The organism is Thiomicrorhabdus sp., from assembly GCF_041583835.1.
Taxonomy (GTDB): domain Bacteria; phylum Pseudomonadota; class Gammaproteobacteria; order Thiomicrospirales; family Thiomicrospiraceae; genus Thiomicrorhabdus.
On sequence record NZ_JBFHFC010000028.1, the window covers coordinates 1 to 13,036 of the forward strand.

The following is a 13,036-nucleotide window of genomic DNA, read 5'->3' on the forward strand; positions in this document are numbered from 1 at the left end:
CTCATAACCCGAAGGTCGTTGGTTCAAATCCAGCCCCCGCTACCAAATTCAAATACAATTTAAGTATTGAAATCAATGGGTTAAGTGTTGCAGCACTAGCCCATTTTTTTTGTCTGTAATTCAAGTTGCACCGATTTTGCACCAGTTGCACACCCGATTACGTTATCCACATTGTTTGCTGATTCCATTAAATGATCTGAATCAAGGTGAGCGTACCTTAATACCATTTCATAACTCGACCAACCACCAAGTTCTTGCAGTTCTTGAAGAGAAGTACCGTTCTGAACATGCCAACTAGCCCATGTATGGCGAAGGTCATGCCACCTGAAATTTTCAATGCCTAGTTTTTTTAAGGCATTTCTCCAAGCTTTTGTCCCGGCCTTTTTCACCTGTTTACCTCGAAAAGTGAATACATAAACATCGTGTTTACCAATCTGTTTACGCAGTACACTGATTGCAGAAGTATTAAGTGGTACACGAATCAAACGTCCACCTTTTGCATCATCTGGATCAACAAAAGCCAGTTTTCTGCGTAGGTCTACATTTTCCCATTTTAAACCGGTGACATTGCTTTCACGTAAACCAGTAGCCAAAGTAAATATAGCCATATCTCTGGTATGTTCGTTAAGAACACCTGGTGTCAGCAATGCTTCGCTTTCAGCCTTACTTAAAAAACGGATTCTTTTCGTGTTTTCCTTAAACATTTTGATTTTAGGAAACGATTCGATCCACTCTAATTCATCACGACAAAAGTTAAAGATTGCACGTAAAATCTCTAGTTGACGATTTACGGTTGCACCTGTAACCCCTTCATTTAGGCGATCTATCTTAAATTGATCGATCGAAGCACGGTCGATTTCATCTAGCATTAATGTTCCGAACCATTCATCCAATATAGCGATATTTGATAAATGCGAAACACGGGTGCTTTCTTTAATCTGTGCGTTTGAAATGTAGGTTATGACGGCTTCTTTAAACGATCGGCGTGGTTTTTCACCTAGTTTGAACACACGCCATAATTCAGCTTTCAAAGTGTCTTCAAATTCTTGCGCTTCCGTCTTTGACTCGGTTTTACAAGATTGGAATATTCTTTGTCCGTTTGGCGCTGTAAAACGTGTATACCAGGTTTTACCTCGTTTTGTGATTGCCATTGAAATCCCTCCTTTTGGGATGTTTCTGGCAATGCACCATCCCCTTTATTAAACAACTTATCGATATAGGCTTCAATATCAGTGATAAGAAAGCGCCATTTTCCCTGTACTTTCGCACCTGTAATAATCCCTTCTCTAGCCATTTCACGAATCGAGAATGTCGAAAGATTTAACATAGATGCTACTTGTTCAACGGTTAAAAGCTTCATGATCTAAACCTTATTGAAGATCCATTTACGAATTCCAACCATGTTGGAATAGATGAACACCACTTCCATTGCAAGCGCGCCATATTGTTTTTGGCTGAAAAAATACAAAGCCAGTGAAAGGCTTGCAATAAGGAATAGTACAAACCCATAAGAGTGTCCGGGAAGCTTGTGAGTAAGCCATAATGAACCAATAATTGCGCACGCTGCGCCGATGTATTCAAGCATTTCCATTAGTCTTCCACCTTTGTTTCTTCTGCTACTTTTACTTGTATTTTTGCAACTAGTTTCAAGGTGTACTTGATCTCTTCCGGAGACTGATTTACGCGCAGCTTATTTCTTCTGATCTGTTCTGTTTTTTTAATCAGTTCAAGGTTGTCGATCGCACAGTTTTGACGGTTGCCATCAAGGAACCACAACACCATACCGTCAGGTATTGTTCCGTTATGTTCTTCCCAAACAAGCTGATGTTTCAGCCTGAACTTATTCGGCTGTTCTACCTTCTTCCAGATATAGCCGTGTTTTTTATCAATCCGTTCATGACCTATCGGTGCGCGTTGATCTGGACGGCCACCTTTTTTGAAGCTTCCGGAATTTGGTTTGCATACTCCTTTCGTTCCAGTGTTCCAAGGTTTGCTACCTTTCTCAAAACACCCTGATCTTCCAGATTTAATACCGTTCCTTTTACAGAATTCAACAAGGCCTTTTACTGTACGATCAGATTCAAATTGTTCGTTGAAAGCTTTTGTCAGTTCAACCCTTGAAAGTTGCGGGTACTGTTTTTTAAGCCATTGTTTTTGGGCTTCGGTATAAGGTTTATTTATTCTCATGACTGACTCCCGATTGCCGGTTTTTTGTCTTGAAGTATTTTAGGCTTTGAATGAATATAACCATCATCAGCCATTTGTTGTGCTTTCAGTTCAAGTGCAGCATTTTGTGATATAACCTTCGCAACATTTGCCATTGCATTGGCTTTGTTGATTTCGGTTTTCATTTGATCCGGTGACATATCTTCGTCATTCAAACGCTCTAATTGAGCGAATAGGTGATTATTCAGATCTTGCATTGAGTTTTTCATTTCGGCTCCTATTACTGGCTTAAGTGCCAGACTTGTTATTTCGTTAGTTATTAGTAGATTGTTTTACAAACAGGCCGTTAATCATTTCGCCTTCTCTCGGCTCAATCTCTTTCAATGCAGTTTCCAGGCATTGTTCAATAGTCAAACAGTTCATTTCAGCATGAATAATTAGCGTTACTAAGGTTCCACCAATGTGCTTTTCGATTGAATCAAGATCTTTATTTATGATTGCGTTATGTAGCTTTGCTGTTTGTTCATAGGTTTTTAATACGTGAATATCTGGTTTTGAACCGTGAATAATTCCTTTTTCATAAGCCCAGATTAATGCTCTGTTGATTAAGTTTTTCATTGCTCTACCTCCAAGTAGTTTTTTAGTTTTTACGGCCGCACATTTCCTGGTAAGGAACTGCAACCGGTGTGATGGTGAATTCAAATCCATGCTGTTCGATGATGGCATCCATTTGCTGTTCTGCATCGTCTGCAGTGTGATCGATCGCGTTGACTTGTTCCGCCCAAGTCCTATACCAGTGTTTTGCTTCTCCGATCGTTGCCGCATTGCTGATGGCCGCTTCAAACATTTTGACGACCATGTCGAATTTCAGCCCCCAGTTCTTATTCAGTTGTTCCAGTTCCATTTCACGCATGGCTGCCAATAGTTGAGCGTTTTCCATGCGTTTAATGGCTTCTTTCTTATCTGGCTGCTTTTGTTGTCTCTGACCGTGCACTTAATTACCTCCTTTTGGATTTTTAAAAATGAAACAACGCACCGCCTTGTTACTGATCTTAGAATTAACGCTTTTGTATTCGACGAACTTGAATCGGTGCGATTGTTTTATATTTCGTTTAACTTCGGCCATATCAGGCGATTTAATGCCGCGATGTTTACAGGCCTGTTCAAACTGAACCAGGTTTATAGCGATTAGACTGTTATCTTTACTGTGGTTTAGGATCTCTTTAGAGCCATAAAGGTCATTTTTGTCGTCGGTGTTTTCCTGAATATTTAAGAATTCGTAAATATCCCAAAGTTCCTGGACACTTGGGTGATCGACCTGGGTGTCTAGTTGGCGTTTAATTGCGCGCTTGCGGATTAATTCCATCGCTCTCAAAGCGATTTCTCCGTCGATTGGTAGATAGGCGCATAAAGTCTCTAAAATCGCCATGAGCATGGCGTGGTTGTCTTTTATACGGTCAATGCGTATCTGCAAGTCATCCATTGCTTTGTAATGCAGTGGTGTGAGTTCAATTACTTTTTTGATGATTTCGTTTTCATGGCGCAGCATAAATGGCATGAACCCGGACAGTTCTTCAACGTCAGTACGCGCCAACGTCTCTGCGTGTAATTTACCGCCAGGAAGGTGGTGCGTACGGTCAAGCGTAAGATGAATGAAGCGGGATAGAATCGCTTCTGTTCCCTCGATCGCTGTGTTCTGTGCGGCCATCAATGCCGCCCTGAATGGATTGAATACAGTTTCATTCCCTCCATTCTGTACGCCGCGTTCCTTTAGTGGTTCACCGGTATAAGCGTTCTTGAGGTGTTCCCAGTTGAATTTCTTTGAATTACGCTGTTCGTCGTTGGCATCCGATTCGATTAGAACCACCGGCATATTGGATGCTTTAGCGAAGTTACGGTCGATCGCACTGAATGAAGAGTTAAGCGGGTTAAAGCCTTCGTAATCCTCACGGCCAAACAGCTTCCAAAGGATCTTGATTAAGGTCGATTTACCGGAAGATGCCTGCCCCTGCAGTTCAAAGAATGGGTAGCCTTGGAAGTGGTCACGCAACTGTTCTGCAAAAAGAGATCCAACCCACCATGAAAAGACGATCAAACCACGTTCCCCGTAAGCCCCTTGAAAATGGTACATGAACTTTACCGGATCAAAACGGTTAGAGATCTTCAAGCGAATGTCACGGTTTACCGATTTGATGGCAACGTCTTTAAGGTCGAAAAACCCTTGTTGATTGATCTCATGACGTTTACCGCGAAGGAAGGCGGTTTCATTGAATACGTAAGCACCGCTTTTATGGTCGTAACCGCAGAAATTTAGGGTTTTAACTTCCTTTGCCGGCTTATAGAACCAGACATTTTCGTGAAGGTGTTCAATGTGTGCCTTACCTCCGGTGAATCGTGCACCTGGCGTATTTCTCAATAATGCCTGGTTGAATGATCCGGCATCGGCTAGGGCTGTTCCTGGAATGCTAATGGTTGATTTTGGTGATCCGTTCTCGTATGAGATCTCAAAATAGTTCAATCTATCCTGGTCGTTGTACTGGTCGACCTGCTGATATTCAAACTTGGCGACGCAGTTAGACAGCTTTTCCATGCGAATGGCACTTTTTATCTGGCTCAAGAAAATGTCGTCGCGGATCAGGTCAAGAGAGTCGCGTTTAAAGTGTTTGTTTAATTCCTCCGGGTCGTCCTTGTCACCGACGTCCTTTTCAAGCTTGTTGCGGTCGTATTTAGCTTCCCAGTAGGCATTTCCTTTTTGAATAATGCGGTACGGCTTACGGGTTTGCGCCACATATAATGCTGCCGCTTCTCCGGCTGTAGCTGCAGCGATGATCTCGCCGTTCCATATCGCTTGATCCATAACATCAAACATAGCGTCAGGATCCTTGAGAATATACAGGTCGTTCCAGTCTTTTGGATTGGTTGGGATTGCCAGGAAGGAATCGAAACCGAGAACACGGCTTTGTTGGCGGTATTTTTTACCCCAGGTTATCCCGGCTTTGTTGTTGTCCAACGCCCATACGATCGTCTGTTCTTTGTTTAGGCGATCGATCAATTTTTTCGGCCAGTTATTCGTCGTCATAATGCTTGCCGCCTGGACACCACAGAACCATAAAGCGATACAGTCGAAGATCCCCTCGACCAGGTAAAGCGGCCGTTCAGGATCTATGTGTTCAATCGCCGGTGGCATCCAGTAGTTACCTGCCAGTTTTCCGAGAAAACGGGCTTTCTTTTCAAAGTGCCTGGTGTGGTCGATCAGTCGTTCCCAGGAAACGCCGTTTTCCTTATCTAGCCAGAACTTAACCGTTGCCGTGGTAACGTTGTGTTCGGCGTCGTGAATCATGCCTTGTTCAAACCAACCGTTCAGTTTGCCGACGTCGAATCCGCGCACATCGTTCAGATACTTCTTAGCCGTTAGGTTTGGATCCTTATCTGTTGCCGGATATTTCTTGGTGTAGTCTTCATATAGATCCGGGTACAGGTCTTTTATGGTTTCCTCGTAGCCGCATTTATTCTGGCGGTTACATTTGACCGAAAACGGCTTTTCAACGTGGGTATGCAGTTCTTTTTTTCCGCACTCCGGGCAACGACCTTGAACAAGGTGTTTGCCGCTGCGTTTGAAGCTGTAATCAGCAACCAGACGGTTAATGACTTGTGAATAATCGATCGGGTGGTTTGTTGACATAAGCAGGCTCAATGGATGTTACGGTTCAATATCAAGTGGTTCTCGTCACCTAGCGGCGAAAAAGCGTCCTTTACGGTGATATTTTGAAAACTTTGATTGTGGTTGATGAAGTGATTCAAGTCTTTTGAAGAGCCTAGATTTACTGTTCTTTTGTCGATTTCAACTAGATAGTAAGGTTGTTTGAATAGGTCTTCCGCAATACCAACTAAACAGGCGATCGGGTTTTGCTTTGGTTCGAACTCGTGGTCGCCTATACCGTCGATAAAATGAGTTATTGTGAATATTTCTTGCATGGCAAACCGTCCTTATGCTTCGGCGGATGTCGATTGATCGATGTTAAGCAGATCTATAATTTCGTGATAGGCTTCAACTTTTGCCTTTATCGTTGCCAGACGCTTCGAGTGTTGAACACATTGCGCCATTGAAATGTTTTCAAGTTTGATAGATTTAAGTTCAGTTTGAAGCGTGATTAGGTTCTTGATCTGCTGACGTAAAATCGCATTGATTGCGGATTCTTGCGGATGTTGAATGTTACTACTCATGGCGTACCCCTAAATTTTGACTTAGCAGAATAAAAAGTGTGACAATGAAGCCCACTGCAAACGATTGGTGAACGGAGCCGAACCCATTAACCAAGTGAATGAATGCTTTAAACGTGGATAAAAAGCATTCAACGAAAGACAGTGGACTTTATTCTCACACTTCTGATCCAACGTCTTTGGGTCAGCGTATCGAATAGAAGTCTTCAAAAAATCAACGCGCAACGAATTTTCTTCCGAGTGATCGGATGAAGTAAATTGATGTGCATTGGTGTCTAAAAAAGTTCTCATGGGTTCGGCTCCATTTAGAAAAGTTAGCCAAGTGGATAACTTGTTTTAAATAATAGCCGAATGGATAACTTTATGTCAAAAAAAATATCAGAGAAAATCAGAGAGATTCGAGAAGCCGAAGGTTTAACACAGACCGAATTTGGTGAGCGAATCGAGGTAGGAAAGGTTTCTGTTGCCAGATATGAAGGTGGAACCAGATCACCAAATTTAGAAGCAATCCAAAAGATATGTGCGGCTTTTCCTCACTACACCATGTATTTAATGTTCGATGAAATGCCAGTTACTACAAGTGATGACCAGATCACACCAGAAGAGAAGAAGCTACGGGATTTGTCTACGTCGGAAAAAACAGCCTGAGATTGTGGCTATTTATCAACGACAATTATCAATGTTTGCGTAATTCCGGTTTTACGCAGTCGCGATAGTTACAAGTCACATGCCAATATAGTTATTTGCTTATATTACAAAACCTTAATAAATGGGTTGTTTTACGAGTTATATTAATGAGAATACTATGTCAGAAATTCAACAGAATATATCTGAAATTAAAAGTGATAAACCTAGTTTCCATCCGGTAACAATAATCATTTTTTTAGTGATTTTTTTTCCAATCGGGTTGATTTTGATGTGGTTGGGTAAAGTATGGACGTTGGGTGTCAGGATTGTATTAACGGTATTGTTTGTCTATGTGTCAGTAATGGCTTTAAAACAAGCTGATATTGTTCATCCTCCTAGTGAACAGGAAATGTATGATTTACAGATTTCAGAACTTCAAGATAAGTATGAAGAAAGCAAAGCGGCAAAAAATGAAGCTATGATCGACCAGGCTTTGAATGAAGCGCATGATTTTTTCAATCAGAAAAAACCGATCGTTTGGTGGGGGTTGAAAGTTGAATCAATCAAAAGTATCGATAAAGATCGTTATTTTGTCATTGCCAAAGATTTAGGCGGTTATGAATTTCACCTATTTTCAGATAACAGCGATATTCAGGCGGTTTTCAAATCACTTAAAGCCGGTGAATCAATTTTGATTAGCGGTGAGATTACTGGCGAACGATCGTTGACCAGAAACGGTGCAATCGAAGAACCTGAAATTATGGTTACGGTTACTAAGATAAGATAAATAATCATTATTGGATAAAATTATATGAATAAAATTACCATTAACCTTCCAACACTAGAGAGATACAAAATTGATCTTGATAGTTATAAATCTCAAGCATTAGATTTATTAAAACAACTAGATCTTACTGCAACCATTGAATATTCATCACATGAACCAATTGCAGGAGATTATTGTCTTTCTGGTGGTTTTGCTCATTCAAGCATAACTAGCGTTAACAATGACGTTAATAATGAAGCTTTTAGAGAGTTTGAAAATGGTTTGATTGATATTTTCAATCGTACTAAAAAAATCTGAAATATTAGAAGTATTTAACGATAAAAAGGCCGCATTTGCGGCCTTTTTTATTTCTGTGTATCTACCCAGGCGTTATGCCGGTCGCGGCAATCTTTGTACTGCAGCAGTATCGCTTTTTTCCAAAGCAGGTGGTTTGCCTTTTCTTTTGGTGGATATGGAAGTGGGGCGCATTTTACCAACCAGGCTTGGTCAATGACCGGTTCCGGTGCTGCCGTGGTTAACGATGTCGACAATGTCGGTGAGGATGTGCAACTCGCCGTCATCAAGATCACAGCGGCCAGTATCATTGCTTTTAACATATTCGATGATCCTTTTTTCAATGGTTTGTATCTTGGGCTTTTGTTCGGTAATTTCTTTCCAGTAGTCTTCGGCAATCTGCGCGTTTTCCTGGTTGATTTGATTAGTTTGGCTGATGGCTCTTGCCACGGCTTCGGTTTTCTCAATCTGGCATTCGAGTTCGGCTTGGCTACGTCCAAGTTCAACCAGTTTGAAGCCGATATAGGTCAAGGCTATTGTGACTGCAATCACGGCTAACCATTTAAGGTTAGTTTTAATCCAGGTTAAAATCATCATTTCTTCAATACCTCTAAAATCCCCTTTATTTTTTCCAAATCTTCGCGGTTTGCGCCGGTCATGTAAATTACGATCGGAATGACGAGGAACAGATAAACGACGGTTGAAAAGCTGACGACCGGGAATTCTTTTAGTGTCAAAACGTCGTAGGTGAATAGAATTACCAAAGCGAAGATGAATCCAAATACCGCGCAGGCAATGGCAATGCTGCGACGGTATTTCCAGTAGGTTTGCGGTAGATCAATTTTTTCAGCCATTGGTCACCCCAATCAATTCAAAATGAAGAAGGTCGTCGAACTTGTTGTCTTTGACCTGCCAGTCTCGATCCCAGTCACCACCCCAACGCAGTTGGATCCCCATTTCAGATGCGATCCCTAGAACCAGGCCTGCAAATAGGGTGATGCGTTCTCGGTCGTCATAGTCGATCGGGTAGGGTGCTGCATCGATCGCCAACGATGGGATAAAGTTGTGTTTACTGTCCGGCCATTGAACTTCACTGCGGCCGGTGTCGTATTTTTCGTTCTGGTCTTGCTCGTTTCTGAAACCGGTGATGATAGTGCAATCTGCTATTTCAATGACACGGTTGAACACCTGTTGAATCAGCGGGTGACACTGGCTTAGATTGCGACTAGATTTAGACGAATAGTGGTAACCCATTACCGTTCCCTTTCATGCTTTGATTCAAGCACCTTGATTCTGACTTTGTTGTCTTCGACGTCTTCACGCAACATCAACAGGCCGTCGATTTTGTCGGTTAATGCGATCATGCGTTCTTCAAATCGCGCCATCTGTTCCTGGTAGTGCGAAAGGTTTACGGAAACGTAAATGATTGCTGCTGTAATCAAACTTACTAGGATCGTCTGGACGTGGCGTTCCAGTGTTGATTTGGCTTGAGTAGAAATTTGCCCTTCATTTGGTTCGTTTTGTGCCATGTCTATTCCTATTAATTGTTTTATTTTATTGTTACTAATTCCTTGTTTTATAAATAGTTAAATGCTTTTTAATGCACTTTTATAAAAGCGTTTTGCACGCTTTTTACGTTAAAAAAACAATTTTTATAAATACCTATGAGCCTTTGAAAAAAGGTGAATTTTTTTTCAAAAAAACGAGGTATTTGTATGTTTAAAATTAAAGAAATGGTTAAGGCTTTTAGCCGCGCTTTGTCGATCGTTAAGATCGTTCATTTAATCGTTGAATGGTTCCTAGATAATCTTTAACTAGGCCATAAGATATAACGGCAACACATATGCAGTGATCTGTATATGCGCTGCCATGCCTATTGCTGGCATTTATACTGGTTCCTAGAATTGTTTTAATAGCTAGTTAATTGTTTTTTATTTAGTGATTATTCAGTATCAATAATTTGTGATGATAAGTTCTTGTTTTTTATCTGAGTTTTTCTTTGAACCACCAACGGTGTATTTAAGGTTGACGGTTTTGATATTGAACTCGTTGAACAGTTTTCGAATATCAGGGTGATCGTTGATTGAGATCATCATCTTGCCCTGAATTACACGCATGAATTCTGCCATTTTTTCATAGTGTTCAAAGTCAAAATCACCACCGTAACCGGCGGTTTGCCAGTAGGGTGGATCCAGGTAAAAAAACGAGTGTGGCCGGTCGTATTTTTTGACGCATAACTCCCAAGATAAGTTTTCGATATTGGTTTTATGTAGGCGGAAGTGCGCTTCGGTTAACTCTTCGCCTATGGTGTTGATATTTAACCGTGGCTTTGATGTGGTGGCCGTGCCATAGGTTTGTCCGGTTGATTTGCCACCAAAGCAAAGTTTCTGCAGGTAGAAAAAACGGGCGGCACGCTGAATGTCTGTGAGCGTTTCTGGGTTTTTCATCTGTTCCCATTTAAACAATTGGCGGCTTACCAGGGAGAACTTGAACTGGCGGATAAACTCTTCCATGTGGTTCTGTACGACACGGTAAAGGTTAACCAGTTCACCGTTTAAATCGTTAATGACTTCGACCTTGGATTCTGGCTTCATGAAAAAAATCGCTGCACCACCAGAGAAAGGTTCCACATAGCAGGTATGTTCTGGAATCATGGGGATGATGTGTTTGGCTAGGCGGCGTTTACCGCCCATCCACGGAATGATGGGTGATGACATTGTGAGTCCTCCATTATTAAAAATATGGTAAACTCCTCCGCGCTCTGCAGAGCAGGGGAGCCTTGGTCGACTCACAGTGCGTAATCACTGTGGTTGATGGCCTTTTGAATGTTGGCGCATTCAAACGGGTCGCTTCTCTTAGCCTTAAATTCAGGCCGTCACCTTGGTTGGTGATGGCCTTTTTTTTGTTAAAAATTCATGGGTTTTATTCTAGTTTCTGGTGGCTTTTGTTCAATCAGATTTAGTTTTAACGCGTGTGTTTAAAAGCTAGAAAACAGCTATATAAACGGACGGCGGTATAGAGTGTGATGACACGCCAAGAAGTGACGCCTAAAGCCAGTAAACATTGCTTAAAGTGTTGATCACAGGTTTTGCGATCGATTCCTTGCTGCAGGTAACAATCATGAACCAGGGTTGCTTTGAGGTAACGGCCGATCGGTGGGAAAACAGGCCAAAATAAGCGTGGAACGGTTGCACCATCTGAAATGAAGCCTTTCGGTACGAAATGACCGGCGCACTCTATTGGTTCCAGTAGCCGGTAGTATGGACGCTGCCACCATTTAGGCGGCAGCATGATTTCGGCTTTGACACCACTAGGCAGGTAGCACATAGTTGACGACGATCGCTTCGACGGCCGCAACATCGAGAGCCGCTTCAAGTTGGTCTTCGTATGCTTGTCGCTGTCCTTCGATGTCACCGGCAATGGCTTTGAATGCGTTGGCTTTGGCGATCACTCGATTTGCGATTTCAAGCACGGTTAAGCCGCGTTTACTGGCAATGCTTGCTAGTGTTGGCGTGGGTGCGTTGTTGTCAGCAAGATAGGCGATAGCTTCTTCTTCCTGGCTCTTGAATGTTTGCATAGCAAATTCAGGATAAGCCGGGATTTTTTCATCGACGAATTGTTGTGCCTTGGTGTTGATTTCAGAAGACTTGATCTTAATTGCATCTGCTAGTGGTAATGGTGGAATATCTTCCCAAATAGGGCGGCCATTTAAATCAGAACCAAGTTTTTTACCAGTTGGTGGATTTTGTTTCCAGTAGGTTTCTTGCTCTAATTCTGAAAGTTCAACTGCGTCAGAAGGCCATGATCCTGCAATTTCATAATCTGATTTCAATTCATCTGGATAAAAACCACCAGTTTTTTTACTATAAAAAATTTTCATGTAGATCACCTTAATAACCAAATGCAAGCCAATAAATTGGCTCTGCTTTTCTTAGTCCATCTAACCCCCATATAGAGGTATTAAAGCCAGTTGTACTCTGGCTTACGCTCGTTGTAGTTCTTGCAGCACCTGCTGCAACAGCTTCTGTGTAAGTTCTAAATGGTGAGTTTGGAAATGCAATTGGCAATGTAACAGCAACATCACTACTGGCTGAACCTGTAACTATTCCCCATTGAATAATCAACCCACCAAGAAATTTTTTATAACCGTTTCCAGATAAAAGTGTGGTCTCATTACCAGTATGTGCAAGTTCTTGCCATCCCTGCCAAACACCAAGAACTTTTCTTCTATGGTACATACCGCCTAATGATGAAAGTGTGCCAGGTGAAAAATACTGAACAGCATAATCCGCAGTGACTTGTTGATGAATTAAGTGTCCATTCGGAATCGGAATATTTAAACCTGATGAAAAATAGTACATACCATTTTTGGTTATGGAATCTGCATCCCCAGTGCTTTGGTTTTTTGATACTCCAAACAAACCAAACTGGGAAAGTGCCTCGTTTACTCGTTTAGGAGTCATTGCAGTTGATGTGTCTGTTCCTGATGTTGCCTGTGTTAAGTCAGATAGTTTTAATACCCCAGAAACGGTTTCGCTTGCCGGTGGATTAGCAAAGGCAGTGTCACCAAAAGTAACGTTGGTTGCGTCCAATGTTCCAAGGACAATATCAACCGACAATAACAGGGTGTTACCGGCCGCCTTCTGCATGAATGAGTTAACTGCATCTGAATAGACTGCAAATAGGGTACCGCTTGCGGTATAAAGACCGAACTCGCTGACGTCGTAAACGTCTGCCGATTCATCCTTGATTGTGAGGTGAATTGTGTCTGCAGCGACCGAAAGCCCGGCAATGGTGGTCAGTCGTTTGGTTTCTGTCTGCAGTGCGGTTTGGGTTGGATCCGGCACATAGTTTCCGGTACCTAGCCCGACTTCGGTAATTTCGACCGGTGCGGTTCCAGTATTGGCGGCGTTGATGATTTCGGCGCGCCCGGCATCTGTAATGGTGATTTGTAAAGCCATG

General features: G+C 42.1%; 22 protein-coding genes. 3 read left to right on the forward strand and 19 right to left on the reverse strand.

Annotated features, from left to right (window positions below; all coding sequences use genetic code 11):
* Nucleotides 1-95: 95 nt before the first annotated feature.
* The 11 genes from ABY044_RS11025 to ABY044_RS11075 are packed head-to-tail and all read right to left on the reverse strand — an operon-like array spanning nt 96 to nt 6,678.
* The gene (locus ABY044_RS11025) at nt 96-1,145 is read right to left on the reverse strand and encodes a tyrosine-type recombinase/integrase (protein WP_373020743.1); all 1,050 of its coding nucleotides are present in this window, start codon (nt 1,143-1,145) and stop codon (nt 96-98) included.
* On the reverse strand, nt 1,028-1,360 hold the full coding sequence (locus ABY044_RS11030; protein WP_373020678.1) for a helix-turn-helix domain-containing protein: 333 nt from the start codon (nt 1,358-1,360) through the stop codon (nt 1,028-1,030). The genes ABY044_RS11025 and ABY044_RS11030 overlap by 118 nt, the downstream gene beginning before the upstream one ends.
* A 3-nt stretch (nt 1,361-1,363) precedes the next feature.
* A complete protein-coding gene (locus ABY044_RS11035; RefSeq protein ID WP_373020680.1) occupies nt 1,364-1,591 on the reverse strand; it encodes a hypothetical protein in 228 nt (75 codons plus the stop codon).
* Nucleotides 1,591-2,187, reverse strand: coding sequence for an HNH endonuclease signature motif containing protein (locus ABY044_RS11040; protein WP_373020681.1), 597 nt, complete (start codon nt 2,185-2,187; stop codon nt 1,591-1,593). Before ABY044_RS11040 ends, ABY044_RS11035 begins: the two co-directional genes overlap by 1 nt.
* Complete coding sequence (locus ABY044_RS11045; protein WP_373020682.1) at nt 2,184-2,435, reverse strand: hypothetical protein; 252 nt, start codon at nt 2,433-2,435, stop codon at nt 2,184-2,186. The genes ABY044_RS11040 and ABY044_RS11045 overlap by 4 nt, the downstream gene beginning before the upstream one ends.
* 43 nt (nt 2,436-2,478) lie before the next feature.
* On the reverse strand, nt 2,479-2,784 hold the full coding sequence (locus ABY044_RS11050) for a hypothetical protein (protein WP_373020683.1): 306 nt from the start codon (nt 2,782-2,784) through the stop codon (nt 2,479-2,481).
* 22 nt (nt 2,785-2,806) lie between these two features.
* Nucleotides 2,807-3,160 carry a hypothetical protein gene (locus tag ABY044_RS11055; RefSeq protein ID WP_373020685.1) on the reverse strand — a complete coding sequence of 118 codons (354 nt, stop codon included), beginning with the start codon at nt 3,158-3,160 and terminating at the stop codon, nt 2,807-2,809.
* The gene (locus ABY044_RS11060; RefSeq protein WP_373020687.1) at nt 3,161-5,848 is read right to left on the reverse strand and encodes a toprim domain-containing protein; all 2,688 of its coding nucleotides are present in this window, start codon (nt 5,846-5,848) and stop codon (nt 3,161-3,163) included.
* A gap of 8 nt (nt 5,849-5,856) precedes the next feature.
* The gene (locus tag ABY044_RS11065) at nt 5,857-6,141 is read right to left on the reverse strand and encodes a hypothetical protein (RefSeq protein WP_373020689.1); all 285 of its coding nucleotides are present in this window, start codon (nt 6,139-6,141) and stop codon (nt 5,857-5,859) included.
* Nucleotides 6,142-6,153: 12 nt separating this feature from the next.
* A complete protein-coding gene (locus ABY044_RS11070; protein ID WP_373020691.1) occupies nt 6,154-6,390 on the reverse strand; it encodes a hypothetical protein in 237 nt (78 codons plus the stop codon).
* Nucleotides 6,391-6,411: 21 nt separating this feature from the next.
* Nucleotides 6,412-6,678: a hypothetical protein gene (locus tag ABY044_RS11075; RefSeq protein ID WP_373020693.1), complete on the reverse strand. Its 267-nt coding sequence runs from the start codon at nt 6,676-6,678 to the stop codon at nt 6,412-6,414.
* Between the two features lie 72 nt (nt 6,679-6,750).
* Here ABY044_RS11075 and ABY044_RS11080 point away from each other — a divergent pair, with 72 nt between their 5' ends.
* The 3 genes from ABY044_RS11080 to ABY044_RS11090 all read left to right on the forward strand — a co-directional run bounded on the left by ABY044_RS11080 (nt 6,751) and on the right by ABY044_RS11090 (nt 8,098).
* Nucleotides 6,751-7,035, forward strand: coding sequence for a helix-turn-helix transcriptional regulator (locus ABY044_RS11080; RefSeq protein WP_373020694.1), 285 nt, complete (start codon nt 6,751-6,753; stop codon nt 7,033-7,035).
* Nucleotides 7,036-7,192: 157 nt separating this feature from the next.
* On the forward strand, nt 7,193-7,801 hold the full coding sequence (locus tag ABY044_RS11085) for a hypothetical protein (protein WP_373020695.1): 609 nt from the start codon (nt 7,193-7,195) through the stop codon (nt 7,799-7,801).
* Between the two features lie 24 nt (nt 7,802-7,825).
* A complete protein-coding gene (locus ABY044_RS11090) occupies nt 7,826-8,098 on the forward strand; it encodes a hypothetical protein (RefSeq protein ID WP_373020696.1) in 273 nt (90 codons plus the stop codon).
* A 189-nt stretch (nt 8,099-8,287) separates the two neighbouring features.
* Here the strand turns inward: ABY044_RS11090 and ABY044_RS11095 are convergent, their stop codons facing one another.
* From ABY044_RS11095 to ABY044_RS11130, 8 genes are all read right to left on the reverse strand, one after another.
* Nucleotides 8,288-8,671, reverse strand: a complete 384-nt coding sequence (locus ABY044_RS11095) for a hypothetical protein (RefSeq protein WP_373020698.1) — start codon at nt 8,669-8,671, stop codon at nt 8,288-8,290.
* Entirely contained in the window at nt 8,668-8,928 is a 261-nt protein-coding gene (locus ABY044_RS11100; protein WP_373020699.1) for a hypothetical protein, read from the reverse strand. The genes ABY044_RS11095 and ABY044_RS11100 overlap by 4 nt, the downstream gene beginning before the upstream one ends.
* Entirely contained in the window at nt 8,921-9,328 is a 408-nt protein-coding gene (locus ABY044_RS11105; protein ID WP_373020701.1) for a hypothetical protein, read from the reverse strand. Before ABY044_RS11105 ends, ABY044_RS11100 begins: the two co-directional genes overlap by 8 nt.
* Nucleotides 9,328-9,603, reverse strand: a complete 276-nt coding sequence (locus ABY044_RS11110) for a hypothetical protein (protein WP_373020703.1) — start codon at nt 9,601-9,603, stop codon at nt 9,328-9,330. The genes ABY044_RS11105 and ABY044_RS11110 overlap by 1 nt, the downstream gene beginning before the upstream one ends.
* A 423-nt stretch (nt 9,604-10,026) precedes the next feature.
* Complete coding sequence (locus ABY044_RS11115) at nt 10,027-10,791, reverse strand: DNA adenine methylase (protein WP_373020705.1); 765 nt, start codon at nt 10,789-10,791, stop codon at nt 10,027-10,029.
* A 247-nt stretch (nt 10,792-11,038) separates the two neighbouring features.
* Nucleotides 11,039-11,401 carry a DUF1353 domain-containing protein gene (locus tag ABY044_RS11120; protein ID WP_373020707.1) on the reverse strand — a complete coding sequence of 121 codons (363 nt, stop codon included), beginning with the start codon at nt 11,399-11,401 and terminating at the stop codon, nt 11,039-11,041.
* Nucleotides 11,385-11,954, reverse strand: coding sequence for a tail fiber assembly protein (locus tag ABY044_RS11125; RefSeq protein WP_373020709.1), 570 nt, complete (start codon nt 11,952-11,954; stop codon nt 11,385-11,387). The genes ABY044_RS11120 and ABY044_RS11125 overlap by 17 nt, the downstream gene beginning before the upstream one ends.
* Nucleotides 11,955-11,964: 10 nt before the next feature.
* Nucleotides 11,965-13,035 (reverse strand): phage tail protein, encoded by a 1,071-nt coding sequence (locus ABY044_RS11130; RefSeq protein ID WP_373020711.1) that lies wholly within the window; start codon nt 13,033-13,035, stop codon nt 11,965-11,967.
* Nucleotide 13,036 lies beyond the last annotated feature (1 nt).